Annotated in this window: 10 protein-coding genes and 1 pseudogene; 7 read left to right on the top strand and 4 right to left on the bottom strand. The window is 67.6% G+C overall.

What is annotated here, in order from left to right:
• The 3 genes and pseudogenes from Q9Q79_RS16900 to Q9Q79_RS16890 all read left to right on the top strand — a co-directional run bounded on the left by Q9Q79_RS16900 (nt 1) and on the right by Q9Q79_RS16890 (nt 2,943).
• Nucleotides 1-1,116, top strand: coding sequence for a glycosyltransferase (locus tag Q9Q79_RS16900; RefSeq protein WP_049460229.1), 1,116 nt, complete (start codon nt 1-3; stop codon nt 1,114-1,116).
• Nucleotides 1,097-2,428 (top strand): O-antigen ligase, encoded by a 1,332-nt coding sequence (locus Q9Q79_RS16895; RefSeq protein ID WP_201862403.1) that lies wholly within the window; start codon nt 1,097-1,099, stop codon nt 2,426-2,428. The genes Q9Q79_RS16900 and Q9Q79_RS16895 overlap by 20 nt, the downstream gene beginning before the upstream one ends.
• A 198-nt stretch (nt 2,429-2,626) precedes the next feature.
• Nucleotides 2,627-2,943 (top strand): annotated as a pseudogene (locus Q9Q79_RS16890) (transposase).
• A 42-nt stretch (nt 2,944-2,985) separates the two neighbouring features.
• Here the strand turns inward: Q9Q79_RS16890 and Q9Q79_RS16885 are convergent.
• A complete protein-coding gene (locus Q9Q79_RS16885; RefSeq protein WP_005410964.1) occupies nt 2,986-3,903 on the bottom strand; it encodes an LpxL/LpxP family Kdo(2)-lipid IV(A) lauroyl/palmitoleoyl acyltransferase in 918 nt (305 codons plus the stop codon).
• Nucleotides 3,904-3,963: 60 nt separating this feature from the next.
• Here Q9Q79_RS16885 and waaA point away from each other — a divergent pair, with 60 nt between their 5' ends.
• Together waaA and Q9Q79_RS16875 are read left to right on the top strand one after the other, a co-directional pair.
• Nucleotides 3,964-5,262: a lipid IV(A) 3-deoxy-D-manno-octulosonic acid transferase gene (gene waaA, locus Q9Q79_RS16880; protein ID WP_138969849.1), complete on the top strand. Its 1,299-nt coding sequence runs from the start codon at nt 3,964-3,966 to the stop codon at nt 5,260-5,262.
• A 216-nt stretch (nt 5,263-5,478) separates the two neighbouring features.
• Entirely contained in the window at nt 5,479-6,696 is a 1,218-nt protein-coding gene (locus Q9Q79_RS16875; protein ID WP_099561388.1) for an amino acid transporter, read from the top strand.
• A gap of 87 nt (nt 6,697-6,783) precedes the next feature.
• Here the strand turns inward: Q9Q79_RS16875 and Q9Q79_RS16870 are convergent, their stop codons facing one another.
• The 3 genes from Q9Q79_RS16870 to Q9Q79_RS16860 all read right to left on the bottom strand — a co-directional run bounded on the left by Q9Q79_RS16870 (nt 6,784) and on the right by Q9Q79_RS16860 (nt 9,623).
• Nucleotides 6,784-8,142, bottom strand: coding sequence for a TolC family outer membrane protein (locus Q9Q79_RS16870; RefSeq protein ID WP_005410961.1), 1,359 nt, complete (start codon nt 8,140-8,142; stop codon nt 6,784-6,786).
• A gap of 16 nt (nt 8,143-8,158) precedes the next feature.
• On the bottom strand, nt 8,159-8,806 hold the full coding sequence (locus Q9Q79_RS16865) for a protein-L-isoaspartate O-methyltransferase (protein WP_005410960.1): 648 nt from the start codon (nt 8,804-8,806) through the stop codon (nt 8,159-8,161).
• Between the two features lie 136 nt (nt 8,807-8,942).
• The gene (locus tag Q9Q79_RS16860) at nt 8,943-9,623 is read right to left on the bottom strand and encodes a TetR/AcrR family transcriptional regulator (protein ID WP_005410959.1); all 681 of its coding nucleotides are present in this window, start codon (nt 9,621-9,623) and stop codon (nt 8,943-8,945) included.
• Nucleotides 9,624-9,740: 117 nt separating this feature from the next.
• Between Q9Q79_RS16860 and Q9Q79_RS16855 the strand changes: the two genes are divergently transcribed.
• Nucleotides 9,741-10,871: an efflux RND transporter periplasmic adaptor subunit gene (locus Q9Q79_RS16855; protein ID WP_005410958.1), complete on the top strand. Its 1,131-nt coding sequence runs from the start codon at nt 9,741-9,743 to the stop codon at nt 10,869-10,871.
• Between the two features lie 4 nt (nt 10,872-10,875).
• Entirely contained in the window at nt 10,876-14,037 is a 3,162-nt protein-coding gene (locus Q9Q79_RS16850; protein WP_005410957.1) for an efflux RND transporter permease subunit, read from the top strand.
• The last annotated feature ends 58 nt before the right edge of the window (nt 14,038-14,095 follow it).

Here is a 14,095-nt window from a genome sequence, read left to right as displayed (position 1 = left end):
ATGCGCCGATTGACCGTGGTGCAGTTGCTGCCGGCGCTGCACTCCGGCGGCGTCGAGCGCTCGACCCTGGAAATCGCTGCGGCCCTGGTCGCCGCCGGCCATCGCGCGCTGGTGGTTTCCGCCGGTGGCCGCCTGGTGCAGCCGCTGCTCGACAGCGGTGCCGAGCACCTCAGCCTGGACATCGGCCGCAAGTCGCTGCTGACCCTGCGCCACTTGCCGACCCTGCGCCGCTTGTTTGCCGAGGTTGGTGCGGACATCGTGCATGCCCGCTCGCGGCTGCCGGCCTGGCTGGGCCTGTACGCAATCCGTGCCCTGCCTGCCGCGCAACGCCCGCACTGGGTGACCACCGTGCATGGGCTGAATTCGCCCAGCCGCTACAGCGCGGTGATGACCAGCGGCGAACGCGTGATCTGCGTGTCCAACACCGTGCGCGATTACGTGCAGCGGCACTACCCGACCGTGCCCGAACAGGCATTGCAGGTGATTCCGCGTGGCGTCGATGTGGCCCAGTTCCCGCGCGTGGCGCGTGCCGATCGCCGTCCGCGGATGGCGCTTGCGGCAGAGTACCCATGGCTGGCGCAGGTTGAAGGCCCCTTGCTGCTGTTGCCGGGGCGTGGCACCCGCCTGAAGGGCCACGCACACGCATTGCAGCTGCTGGCGGATGTGCGCGCCGCCGGCGTGCCGGCACAGTTGTGGATGCTGGGCACCGATGAACCCGGCCGTGAAGCCTACGTGGCCGACCTGCGCCGGCAGGCGGCCGCGCTCGGCGTGGCCGAGGCCGTGCACATCAGCACGCCGACCGCACGCATCGCCCAGGCCTACACGGCCAGCGACCTGGTACTGCAGCTGTCGGACAAGCCCGAAGCGTTCGGCCGCACCGTGGTCGAGGCGCTGTCGGTGGGCCGGCCGGTGCTGGGTTGGGACCATGGTGGCGTCGGTGAGCTGCTTCGGCAGCTGCAACCCGCAGGTGCCGTGCCGCTCGGCGATGCGCGGGCATTGGGTGAACGTGCGCTGGCCCTGCTGGCCCAGCCCCCGTCCTTGCCGACCCGCATCCCGTTTACCCTGCAGGCCATGCAGCGCGATACCCTCCGCCTCTATGCCGACCTCGCCGGCTGACCCCGCCGTCATCGTGCGCGACGACCGCGCCGGGCGCTGGACGCCCTGGTGGGTGCTGGCGTACGTGGCGATGTGGCCGTTGCCAGGCATCGCCGAAACCGTGTTGGGCCTCGGCGCGCTGTACGCGGCGGTGCGCATGGTGACGCGCCGCCTGCAGCGCCGCCCGCATCTGTTGAGCACGGCGGCCTGGGCACTGACTTCGATCCTGTTCCTTGGTTACTGGCTGCCGCAGGCATTCTCCGCATTCGATGCGATCGATCCGGCGGCCTCGTGGACCAAGGCTGCTGCGGGCCTGCGCTATCTGCCCTTCATGTGGCTGGTGGCGATCGCAGTGGCTACGCCGGAGCGGCGGCGGCTGACCTTCGCGGGGCTGGCACTGATCACCGGCGCATGGACGCTGGATGCGCTGGTGCAGGCGGTGGCCGGCACCAGCCCATGGTTCTGGTCGCTGGAACACCTGAAGCTGGCGGTCAGTGGCCACGCACTGTGCCCGGCCGACGAGGCCGCACTGGCAGATCGCCTCAGTGGCGCACTGGGACCGTGCAACCTGAAGTTCGGCCAGGTGCTGGCCAGCCTGTCGCCGTTCCTGCTGCTGCCCGCCGCGCGGCGCTTTGGCAATACGGGCTGGCTGCTGGCTGCTGCAGCGCTGGGCAGTGTGCTGCTGTTGGCCGGTTCGCGCGCCTCGTGGATCACCTTCGCGCTGGTGCTGGCCTACAGCGGCGTGCGCCAGTTCGGCTGGAAACGGCTGGCCGCGCTGGCGCTGGTGGCGGTGCTCGGCGCCGGTGCGCTGACCGCCAGCGTGCCGCAGCTGCGCGAGCGCTTCGCGCGTACGGCCATGGCCCTGGATGGGGGCGAGCGTGGTGTCGACGAGGCCCTGTCAGGGCGCGCGCGGATCTGGGAAGCCGCCGCCTGCATGATTGAAGAGCACCCGATCAATGGCGTGGGTGCACGTGGTTTCCGCGATGCCTATCCCGCTTGCGTGGCGGAGGAAGGGCCGGCCGTGTGGGGCAATGCCCCGGCGCTTCATGCCCATCAGATCGTGCTGGAAATCCTCGCAGAGACTGGAGTGATTGGTCTGTTGCTGTGGCTGGCGGCGGTGGCCCAGGCCTGGCGCGCATGGCGCTACGCGCCGGCAATGGCCCGCGAACGCGCGCGTCCGGCGATGCTGGCGCTGGCGGTGACCGTGTTCCCGCTGAACACCCATCTGGCGTTCTATTCGGCCTTCTGGGGTGGCCTGACCGTATTGCTGGCCGCGCTGTTCGCCGGCAGCCTGCTGGCGCGCGACGCGGACGACACGCCGACGGCGGTGTGATCGTCCATCCAGCCTGGCGTGGCTCTACTGCGCGTACCGAACGGAGATTGCTGTGGTGGATCCACGCCATGCGTGGATGGAGCTTTCCCGACGCAAACACAGGTAACCCACCCCTACCGGTGTTTCCATGGGTATCGCACGCTCGAGGCATGGCCAAGCCCAAGACTCCGCTACGGTCGATATTCCCGATCCGGCAACGTGTACTCATTGACCACGGCAACCCTTGGCCGTGAACCGTTGTTCGCCGATGCGGCGAACATGGCGATCCTGATCGACACCCTGCGCTTCGTCGAGCGTAGGGGCTTCAGCCACAGTCTCGCCTGGGTGGTGATGCCCGACCATCTGCACTGGCTGATGGAACTGCGCAGTGGCAGCGCGGCTATCACGACCATGCAGTGCGGACCGACGAATCACTTCACGAGAAGGCGATGTACATCCTGGCCAATCCGGTCTGTGCGGGCTTGGCGTGCGTGGTGGTGGAGTACCCGTACGCCTGGTGCCGCTGGCCGTTGTGAATCCCGGCACGGAATCGAAGAGCATCCACGCATGGCGTGGATCTACTTGTAGAAATCACTCCGCCCACCCGGCTGGCGCTTGAAGCGGCGGTGGATCCACAGGTACTGGTCGGGCGCCTCGCGCACCATCTCTTCGATGGCCTGGTTGACCCGCGTGGTATCGGCTTCCACGTCGTCGCTGGGGAAATTCTCCAGTGGCGCGCCGATCTTCAGGAAGTACTTCCCGCCTTCGCGGCGATGGAAATACGGGATCACCGCACAGCCGGTCATCCGCGCCAGCTGGTGGGTGGCGGTGATGGTCGAAGCGGTGTGGCCGAAGAACGGCACGAACACGGTGTCCTTGCCGCGCATGTCCTGGTCGGGCGCGTACCAGAGGAAGCCGCCCTTCTTCAGGTGGCGCACGGTGGCGCGGATGTCCTCATTGGCGAACATTGCCTTGGCGTAGCGCAGGCGGCCGAACTTCACCGCCCACTCGTACACCGGGTTCTTGTGCTTGCGGTACATGCCTGAAAGATCAACGTAGTCGCACAGCAGGCGCCCGCACATTTCCAGGGTCATGAAATGGCCGGACACCAGCAGCACGCCACGACCTTCCGCCTGCATCTGCCGCAGATGTTCCAGTCCTTCGATCTGCACCTGCGGGCGGATGCTGTCGATGCTGCCCCACCAGGCGCGGATGCACTCGAACACGCCCACACCCAGGGCATCGAAGCTGTCGCGCACCAGGCGCTGGCGCCAGGCCTCGTCCTTCTCGGGGAAGCACAGCTGCAGGTTGACCTCGGCGGCGCGGCGACGGCTGCCCAGCAGGCGCCAGGTGATCCAGCCGACGCCCCGGCCCAGCGCACGCTGCAGCATCCACGGCAGGCGGGCGATGGCGAAGGCGCCCAGCATGGCGGCGAACATCGGCCAGTTGCGGGGATCGCGCAGCGACGGGCGGACGGCGGTGGTGGCATCGGACATTGGCCCATTCTACCAAGGCGGCCGCGTGTCTTTCCCGGGGGGCTCCCGTATCCTTGCCGCATGCTTAAAGACCCTGTCGAATGGATCCTGCGCGGCCTGTACTCGGTCGTGCTCTACATCCTGCTGCCGATCACCGTGTACCACCTGGTCTGGCGCGGCTTCCGGGTCCGTGAATACTTCCGGCGCTGGGATGAGCGCTATGCCTCCTATCCGCAGCCCACCGGCCAACCGCGGGTCTGGCTGCACGCGGTCTCGGTGGGCGAAGTCAATGCCGCTGCGCCGCTGGTGAACGCGCTGCGCAAGGAGCGCCCGGACATCCGCTGGGTCATCACCACCATCACCCCGACCGGCTCCGAGCGCGTGCGTGCGCTGTGGGGCGACGCCCTGGACCACGTCTACCTGCCGTATGACGTGCCCGGCAGCGTCAACCGCTTCCTCGGCCACTTCCAGCCCAGCCTGGCGCTGATCCTGGAAACCGAACTGTGGCCGAACATGCTGTTCGGCTGCCGTGACCGTGGCATTCCGGTCTACATCCTCAACGCGCGCCTCTCGGCGCGTTCGCTGCGGGGCTACCGGCTGCTGGCGGCGTTGATCCGCCGCGCGCTGCGCACGGTCACCTGCGTGGCCGCGCAGTCGCAGGACGATGCCGAGCGTTTCGTGCAGCTGGGTGCCGCGCCGGAGCAGGTGCAGGCGCTGGGCAACCTGAAGTTCGACATCACTACGCCGGACGTGCAGGGCTTCGTCGAGCAGTTCCATGCCCGCGTGCCGGCCCGGCGGCCGGTGTGGATCGCCGCCAGTACCCATGATGGTGAAGAACAGGCGGTGATCGATCTGCATCGTCGCCTGCGCCGGCAGCACCCCGACCTGTTGCTGCTGTGGGCGCCCCGGCATCCCGAGCGCTTCCCGAAGGTGGAGGCGCTGGCGCGGGAGCAGGGCTGGAACGTGGCAACCCGGCGCGCGAAGCAGTGGCCGGAGGTTGGAACCGATGTGTTCGTCATCGATACCCTGGGCGAGCTGATGCCGTTCTATGCCTGCGCGCAGGTGGCGTTTGTCGGTGGAAGCCTGCAGCCGATCGGTGGCCACAACCTGCTGGAGCCGGCGGCGATGGGCACCGCTGCGGTGACGGGCCCGCACCTGCACAACTTCTCGGAGATTTCCCGTCGGATGCGCGAGGCGGGCGCGCTGTTGATCGGCGAAGACGTGCAGGCGGTCGGCGAACTGCTGCAGCACCTGCTCGAAGATCCACAGGCACGCGAGGACATGGCGCGGGCAGGCTGCACGCTGATCAGCAACGGACGCGGTGCCCTGCAGCGTACGCTGGCGCTGGTCGGACCGCACCTGCCGCCGCCTTGCCGCTGAGTCCGAAGGGCCGGCGCACGCGACGTGACTGTCGTGAAAGACCGCGTCAATTCTGCTTAGCGACCTGGAATCTGTCGTAGCGGGACCGGGAGCTTCCTTGCCAACGTGCCTGCCGTCACATCGTGATGCGCATGGCGCGTATTCCGATACCGCCTCCCGGCACAGGCTGTCAGTCTGCTGTCGACCGCGCTTGGGCGGATATCAAGGGAACTTGCGATGGACAGCGACAGCAGCCCCGGCATCGATGAGCCCGGGTACGGCGATCGCCTTGTGGTGGTGGCACTGACCTTGCTGCTGGGAGGCGGCGTGGTCGCGCTGGTCGGCCAGCACACCGCAGGCCAGGCAGGCCCGGCCATCGTCCTGAGCCTGCTGCTGGCCGCGCTGGGCACAGGGCCGCTGCTGTACTGCCTGCACGTTCTGAACCAGCAAAGGCCCGCTGCCGATGGCCTGCATGGCGTGGTGCGGGAATGCTGGGGAGGCGTGCCGGCCGTTCTGCTCGGTGGCGCGCTGCTGCTGGAACTGGTGGTGACTGCCGCTGGCGTTGCGCAGTCCGTCGCCAACCATCTGCATGTACTGCTGGCTGGTTGTGGAATCGAGGCCAGCAACGGGATGCCGGGTCAACTGGTGGCTGCTGCCAGCCTGCTGTTGCTTGCAGTGGTCGGATTGCTGCGGCCACACCGTGTGGTGCTGGTTGCCTGCGTGCTGCTGACGGTGAAGATCGGCGCCGGCCTGCTGTTGCTGGTGCTGGCAGCCCGCCATGTGCACTACGCGAACTGGATTCCATGGCTGCCGCCGGCAACGGCACCCTATCGCTTCGGGATCGGCGGTGTACTGGCGGCGAGCGTGCCGCTGTACGGTGTGTTCGCCACCGTTGGCCTGGCGCTGGGATTTCCTGGCATCGGCAGGCAGGCGAGGGCACGGCCGCCGCTGCTGCCGGCGTGCGTGCTGCTGGCCATGGTGCTGCTGATCGTACTGGCCGCGTTGCAGGCGGGCCTGGTCGAATTTCCGGCCCTGGCCAGCACGCGGCCTTTGTCGGTCGCCCTGCAGCATCACCCGCAGTTGTACTGGGTGATGCCCTTGCTGCCGCTGGCGGGAGTGGCAGGGTTGGTGGCGCTCATCCTGGTGCTGCTGATGTTGGCTGCGCAGGTGGCGATGCAGCTGTGGCCGACGGCAGGTGACCGATCCCTGGAGTTCCGGGAGAGACTGGTGCCGGTTGCCGTCGTCCTGCCGGCGGCATTGCTGGCGTTGTGGGCGCCCATGGGCAGCCTGCCGGTACTGCCTGGTCCGGCAACCCTGTTGGTGATGGGGGCCGTGTGCGTGGCCGTGCTGCGCGGACGGGCACAGCGGTCACGCGCCCTGCCGGTGCTGGCTCCCGTCGCCATCGCACTGTGTCTGCTGGCCGCAGTCGAACGGATGCGGGTCTGGCCCGGCTGACGGTCGGTGGGTGCATGCCTCCGTCCGCGCGACCAACAAAAAAGCCACCCTCGCGGGTGGCTTCTTCGTGACCGGCAGGCTGACGACTTAGTGCGTGGTGGTTGCCGGGTTGCCCGCGTCCTGGGTCAGCAGGCGGTTGACGTCCTGCAGCTCGGCCACGTCCAGCGCACCCAGCGACTGGCTCAGCAGCAGGCGGTTCTGCAGGAAGGTGTAACGGGCCTGGGCGTAGTCCAGCTGCGCCGAGAACAGGATGCGCTGGTTCTGGATCACGTCCAGCACGGTACGGGTACCGACTTCCAGGCCGACCTGCGAGGCGTCATAGGCGCTCTGTGCCGAGACCACCGCCAGGCGGCGGGCTTCCACTTCGCTGATGCCCTGTACCAGGGTCTGGTAGGCATTGCGGGTGTTGCGGTCCAGGGCACGCTTCTGCTGCTCGTAGCCGTCCTGGGCAATGTCACGCTGGGCCAGCGCCTGGCGCACGCCGGACTGGGTAGCGCCGCCGGCGAAGATCGGCACGTTCAGGGTCAGGCCGATGCTGTTGGTGCGGGCGTCGGGGGACAGCGAGCCGGAGCCGGTGCTGTCGCCCCAGGTCGCGGTCTTGCCCCAGCTGCCGCCCAGCGACAGGGTCGGGTAGTGACCACCACGCGCGGCCTGCACGCCGGCTTCGGCGGCGCTCACCTTCAGTTCCTGCGCCTTCAGCGCCGGATTCTGGGTGGTGGCCTGGTGCACCAGCTCATCGATGTTGCCACGGTTGGCCGGCACTTCCGGACGGAAGTCGGCCGGCAGGCCGCGCAGGTTGACCACCGGCTGGCCGGTCAGTTCGGTCAGGGCCTGGTAGTTATCGGCCAGGGTGTTCTGCGCAACGATGGTGTTGGCACGCGCCTGGTCGTACTGGGCGCGTGCTTCGTGCACGTCGGTGATCGGCGCCAGGCCCACTTCCAGGCGCTTGTCGGCGAAGTCGAACTGCTTCTTCGCAGCCGCTTCATTGGTCTGTGCGGCGTTCAGCGATTCGATCGCCACCAGCACGTTGAAGTAGGCCGCCGAGGTGCGCACGATCAGGCTGTCGTTGGCAGATTCGAGGGTGAAGTCCGCCGCCTTGCTCAGCTCACGCTGCGAACGCAGGTTGTTGATCTGGGTCCAGTTGAACAGCGTCTGGCTGCCATCGATCGTGTAATTGCGGCGCTTGTTGGTGAACGAGCCGGAGTTGATGTCGGCGTTCGGCTCGCTGCGCGTGCGGTTCAGCGTGGCCTGGCCGTTGATCTGCGGCAGCAGGGCGGCGCGCGCCTGCACGGCGCCTTCCTTGTCGACCAGCCGGGTCGATTCGGCGGCGGACAGCTGCGGATCGCCGTTGCGCGCCATTTCGTAGACCTGCAGCAGGTCGGCGGCATGGGCAGACAACGGCAGCAGGGCAGTGGCCAGCGCAACAGCGAGGGATCGGCGGATCATTGCGGCTTCCTTGGACTCAGAGGTGGAACTGGGGTGCCGGGGCGGCACCGCGCAGGTAATCGATATCGGTCTCGAACAGGGACTCGGTGCTGCCGTCGGCCTTGACCAGCAGGGCCTCCATCGCCGGCGAGCGGCCGTGGATCACGAACAGGCGACCACCCGGACGCAGCCACGAGGCGAACTGTGACGGCACCACGTCGACCGCACCAGTGACACAGATCACGTCAAAGCGGCGTTCGGTCTGCCAGGACAGGGCGTCAGCCACTTCCACGCGGACGTTGGTGCCCAGGCCGGAGGCGTCCAGGCGGGCACGCGCGGCGGTGGCCAGCTCCGGGTCGATCTCCAGGCTCAGCACGTCGCGCGCGAGCGCGCCGATGCAGGCGGACAGGAAGCCGCTGCCGGTGCCGATTTCCAGCACTTCGTCACCCGGCTGCAGATCCAGTGCCTGCAGGGTACGGCCCTCGATGACCGGCTTCATCATCTTCTGGCCGTGGCCGATCGGCAGTTCGACATCGGCGTAGGCCAGCGCGCGGTGTGCATCGGCGACAAAAGCCTCGCGCGGCAGGCGGGCCAGGACGTCGAGCACCTTGATGTCCAGCACGTCCCAGGGACGGATCTGCTGTTCCACCATCAGTTCGCGGGCGTGGGCGTAATCAATCGTCATGAGGTTCAAATCCAGCGCAGTGGGCCGGCCATTTTACCGGTGCCGGAGGCCGGCGGCGCGCCCAGAGCATCAGCTGCCGGGTGGCCGGGGTCGCAGTGCCGGAAGTCATCGCGACCTCCGGTTCGTTCAGTTTTGGTTATTCAGCCGTCCCGGCCCCTCGCGGCGCATAGGCGCGCAGGAAGAAGTCGATGCTGGCGGTCACGTGGGCAAGAGGGTCGCACTCCACCGGTGACAGTGGCATGCCGCACATCATATGCATGTGCACTTCGCCCTTGACCAGGGTCAGGAACTGCTCGCCAGCCAGCGAATAGTCGGTGATTTCCAGCTCGCCGCGCTCGGCGCGCGCCCGCAGGAAGTCAGCCAGGGCCTCGCAGGTACGTTCCGGTCCTGCCTTCCAGAACAGCTCGCGCAGGCGTTCGTCGGTCTCCGGCGCCATCATCATGCGCTGGATAGAGATCGCCGCATCGGAAGTGATCAGTTCGAAGAAGGCCAGGCCGATGCCGATCAGCTGGTCGCGCAGCGGGCCGTCCGCGTCGGCCACGAACAGGGCATCGGGCAGCATTTCAATGCACTTTGACTGCACGGCCTCGGAGAACAGGGTCTCCTTGTCGCCGAAGTGGCTGTACACGGTCAGCTTCGAGACGCCGGCCTGGGCGGCAATGGCGTCCATGCTCACGCCGGTATACCCCTGTTCGATGAACAGTACCTTGGCTGCTTCAAGGATCGCCGCGCGCTTGCCCAGATCCTTGGGGCGCCCGGGTCCGGCGGCCTTGGCAGCGGGCTTGGCCGACGGCTTGCGGGAAGTGGAAGAACTCATCGCAACAATACTAGACCAAGCGGTTCGATATTTATACTATACCGGCCGGTTTATTAAATTGGGCCGGCAGTCGCGGCTCCCCCTTGTTGCAACCCTGCGTTTTCAGGACGTTGACCGATGAAGATCGTGCGCTGGATGGGCGGTATGGTGTGGGTGGCTGCGCTGGCAGCCTGTTCGGGACAGGAACAGGCGCCGCAGGCGGCCGTGCCGGTACTGGTGGTTCACCCCGGCGAACAGGCCGGACAGGCGCCGGCGGCATTCCCGGGCACGGTGCGTGCCCGTCAGGAAAGCCCGCTGTCGTTCCGCGTCGGTGGCAACCTGGTCAAGCGCCACGTCGATGCCGGCCAGCGGGTGAAGAAGGGCGACGTGCTGGCCGAACTGGACGTGGCTGACTTCGCGCTGCAGGCCCGTGCCTCACAGGCGCAGCTGGCTGCTGCCGAGGCCGACCTGGTGCGTGCCCGCGATGACCTGAAGCGCTACCAGGTGCTGGCCGACCAGCAACTGGTCAGCCGCTCGCAGCTGGACCAGCAGTCCGCGGCGTTCAAGGCCGCGCAGGGCCAGGCCAATGCGGCCCGCGCCAACCTCGATGTGCTGCGCAACCAGGCTGACTACGCGCAGCTGCGCGCGCCGGCCGATGGCGTGATCGCCAGCCGCGAGGCCGAAGCCGGGCAGGTGGTGTCCGCCGGCCAGACCATCTTCAACCTGGCCGCCGATGGCGGCCGCGAAGTGCTGATCGACCTGCCCGAGGCGACCATCCGCGACTACGCGGTCGGCCAGCCGGTCGAGGTGGAACTGTGGAACCGCCCGGGCCAGCGCCTGCCCGGTACGATCCGCGAGATCGCCGCCGCCGCCGATCCGCAGGCACGCACCTATGCCACCCGCGTCAGCCTGGCCGCCGATGCGCTGGCCGATGTCGAACTGGGCCAGAGCGCACGCGTCTACAGCAGCGCCGGTCGCCACGGCACCCTGCAGCTGCCGCTGGGCGCGCTGCAGCGCGGTGCCAACGGTGCCGCCAGCGTGTGGGTGGTCGATCCGGCCAACAGCACGCTGAAGGCCGCCTCGGTCACCACCGGTGCGTTTGGCAGCGAGACCGTGCCGGTGCTGTCCGGCGTGAACGCGGGTGACTGGGTGGTTGCCGCCGGTGGCCACCTGCTGCGGGCGGGCCAGCCGGTGATCGCCGTGGACCGGCAGAACCGCCCGGTGCTGAAGCCGGCCGCGCCGGCCGCTGCCGCCAAGGCCAAGGAGTAAGCCGGTGCGCCGCTTCAATCTTTCCGAGTGGGCGCTGGCCAACCGCCCGCTGGTGCTGTTCGCGATGCTGGCCTTCGCGCTGATCGGCGCGTGGTCGTACAAGCACCTGGGCCAGTCCGAGGATCCACCATTCACCTTCAAGGCGATGGTGGTGCGCACGCTGTGGCCGGGCGCCACCGCCGAACAGGTCTCGCGGCAGGTGACCGAGCCGATCGAGAAGGCGCTGATGAACACCGGCGAGTACGAGTTCATCCGCTCCTATTCGCGCCCCGGCGAATCGCAGGTCATCTTCATGGCCCGCGACAGCCTGCGTTCCAGGCAGATCCCGGACCTGTGGTACCAGGTGCGCAAGCGCGTGGGCGACATCCGTGCGACGCTGCCGCGCGAGATCGTCGGTCCGTTCTTCAACGATGAGTTCGGCGACACCTACGGCAACATCTATGCGTTGACCGGCAAGGGCTTCGACTACGCGGTGATGCGCGACTACGCCGACCGCATCCAGCTGGAACTGCAGCGCGTGCCCGATGTCGGCAAGATCGACCTGGTCGGCCTGCAGGACGAGAAGGTGTGGATCGAGCTGTCCAACACCCGCCTGGCCACGCTGGGTGTGTCGATGCAGCAGGTACAGCAGGCGCTGGCCGACCAGAATGCGGTCACCGGCACCAGCTTCTTCGAGACCGCCACCGACCGCGTGCAGCTGCGCGTGACCGGCCAGTTCAACGACATCGAAGCGATCCGCCAGTTCCCGATCCGCGCCGGTGACCGCACCGTGCACCTGGGCGACATCGCCGAGGTCAAGCGTGGCTTCGCCGATCCGGCGTCGCCGAAGATGCGCTTCATGGGTGAAGAGGCCATCGGCCTGGCAGTGGCGATGAAGGATGGCGGTGACATCCTCAAGCTCGGCGCCAATCTCGATGCCGAGTTCGAGCGCCTGCAGAAGACCCTGCCGGCGGGCATGCAGCTGCGCAAGGTGTCCGACCAGCCGCAGTCGGTGGAAGAGTCGGTCGGCGAGTTCGTGCAGGTGCTGACCGAAGCGGTGGTGATCGTGCTGCTGGTCAGTTTCTTCTCGCTGGGCCTGCGCACCGGCCTGGTGGTGGGCGTGACCATTCCACTGGTGCTGGCGATGACCTTCTTCGTCATGCACTACTTCGACATCGGCCTGCACAAGATTTCGCTGGGTGCACTGGTGCTGGCGCTGGGCCTGCTGGTGGACGATGCGATCATCGCGGTGGAGATGATGGCCACCAAGATGGAGCAGGGTTACGACCGCCTGCGCGCGGCCAGTTTCGCCTGGGAATCCACCGCGTTCCCGATGCTGACCGGCACGCTGATCACGGCGGCCGGCTTCCTGCCCATCGCTACGGCGGCCTCGAGCACCGGTGAGTACACGCGTTCGCTGTTCCAGGTGGTGACCATCGCGCTGGTGGTGTCGTGGATCGCGGCGGTGCTGTTCATCCCGTACCTGGGCGACAAGATGCTGCCGGACCTGTTCAATCCGCAGCCGCCGAAGCCGGGCAGCGTGTCCGCGCGCTGGCACGCCAAGCGCCAGCAGTGGGCCGATCGTTATCCGGCGCTGGCCAACCTGATCGCGCCGCCGCAGCACGGGCACGACCACGATCCGTACCAGCGCCCGTTCTACCGCAGCTTCCGTCGCTTCCTCGATGGCTGCCTGCGCCACCGCTGGTGGGTGATTGCCGCGACCATTGCCCTGTTCGTGTTCTCGCTGATGATGTTCCGCTTCGTGCCGCAGCAGTTCTTCCCGGATTCGACCCGGCCGGAACTGATGGTGGACATCGAGCTGGCCGAGGGCGCATCGCTGCGCTCGACCCAGGCCCAGGCCGAGAAGCTGGAGAAGCTGCTGTCCAGCCGCGAGGGCATCGCCAACTACGTGTCCTACGTGGGCACCGGTTCGCCGCGCTTCTACCTGCCGCTGGACCAGCAGCTGCCGGCCACCAACTTCGCCCAGTTCGTGGTACTGGCCAAGGACATCAAGGCGCGCGAAAGCACCCGTGACTGGCTGCTGCACGAGGTGATTCCGAAGTTCCCGGACGTGCAGATGCGCGTGACCCGCCTGGAGAACGGCCCGCCGGTCGGCTATCCGGTGCAGATGCGCATTTCCGGCGAGCACATCGAGAAGGTGCAGGCGATCGCGCGCCAGGTCGAAGCCAAGGTGCGTGAGAACCCACACGTGATGAACGTCAACCTGGACTGGAGCGAACCGAGCAAGGTGGTGCGGCTGGTGATCGACCAGGAGCGTGCGCGGGCGCTGGGCGTGAGCAGTGCCCAGGTCAGCCAGTTCCTGTCCAGTTCGCTGGCCGGGCAGTCGGTGAGCGTGTACCGCGAGGGCAACCGCCAGATCGAGATGCTGCTGCGTGGCCCGGCCGATGAGCGCAACCAGCTGGAGCTGCTGTCCAGCCTGTCGATGCCGACCGCCAACGGCGGCAGCATCACGCTGTCGCAGGTGGCGACGATGGAGTACGGCTTCGAGGACGGCATCATCTGGCACCGCAACCGCCTGCCGACGGTGACCGTGCGTGCCGACATCAGCGATGGCATGCAGCCCCTGGACGTGGTGCATCAGATCCTGCCGACGCTGGATGGCATCCGTGCCGAGCTGCCGAACGGTTACCTGCTGGAAACCGGCGGTACCGTGGAGGATTCGGCACGTGGCCAGAACTCGATCAAGGCCGGCATGCCGCTGTTCCTGGTGGTGGTGGCCACGCTGCTGATGCTGCAGCTGCGCAGCTTCTCGCGTGCGGCGATGGTGCTGGTGACCGCGCCGCTGGGCATCATCGGCGCGACGTTGTTCCTGCTGCTGTTCCGCGCGCCGTTCGGCTTCGTGGCACTGCTGGGCACGATCGCGCTGGCCGGCATGATCATGCGCAACTCGGTGATCCTGATCGACCAGATCCAGCAGGACATCGATGCCGGGCATGACCGCTGGCATTCGATCATCGACGCGACGGTGCGCCGCTTCCGCCCGATCGTACTGACCGCGCTGGCGGCCGTGCTGGCGATGATTCCGCTGTCGCGCAGCGCGTTCTACGGCTCGATGGCGATCTCGATCATGGGCGGCCTGATCGTCGGCACGGTGCTGACGCTGGTGTTCCTGCCGGCGTTGTACGCGGCATGGTTCCGGGTGAAGCCGGACGAATCCGGGGCGTAATGCCCCGGGTTCTGCGGCCGGGGTCGGATCCCTTTCCCGCTGGGAATGGGCTCTGACC

The organism is Stenotrophomonas sp. a6, from assembly GCF_030913325.1.
GTDB classification, from domain to species: Bacteria; Pseudomonadota; Gammaproteobacteria; order Xanthomonadales; family Xanthomonadaceae; genus Stenotrophomonas; species Stenotrophomonas maltophilia.
This window is presented reverse-complemented; position numbering and strand designations above follow the sequence as displayed.

Bases quoted from the DNA above. Each gene is read 5' to 3' on its own strand.
- Q9Q79_RS16900 (WP_049460229.1), top strand. From the start codon at position 1: ATGCGCCGATTGACCGTGGTGCAGTTGCTGCCGGCGCTGCACTCCGGC.
- Q9Q79_RS16860 (WP_005410959.1), bottom strand. From the start codon at position 9,623: ATGAGTTCTTCCACTTCCCGCAAGCCGTCGGCCAAGCCCGCTGCCAAG.
- Q9Q79_RS16885 (WP_005410964.1), bottom strand. From the start codon at position 3,903: ATGTCCGATGCCACCACCGCCGTCCGCCCGTCGCTGCGCGATCCCCGC.
- Q9Q79_RS16875 (WP_099561388.1), top strand. From the start codon at position 5,479: ATGGACAGCGACAGCAGCCCCGGCATCGATGAGCCCGGGTACGGCGAT.
- waaA (WP_138969849.1), top strand. From the start codon at position 3,964: ATGCTTAAAGACCCTGTCGAATGGATCCTGCGCGGCCTGTACTCGGTC.
- Q9Q79_RS16865 (WP_005410960.1), bottom strand. From the start codon at position 8,806: ATGACGATTGATTACGCCCACGCCCGCGAACTGATGGTGGAACAGCAG.
- Q9Q79_RS16855 (WP_005410958.1), top strand. From the start codon at position 9,741: ATGAAGATCGTGCGCTGGATGGGCGGTATGGTGTGGGTGGCTGCGCTG.
- Q9Q79_RS16895 (WP_201862403.1), top strand. From the start codon at position 1,097: ATGCCGACCTCGCCGGCTGACCCCGCCGTCATCGTGCGCGACGACCGC.
- Q9Q79_RS16870 (WP_005410961.1), bottom strand. From the start codon at position 8,142: ATGATCCGCCGATCCCTCGCTGTTGCGCTGGCCACTGCCCTGCTGCCG.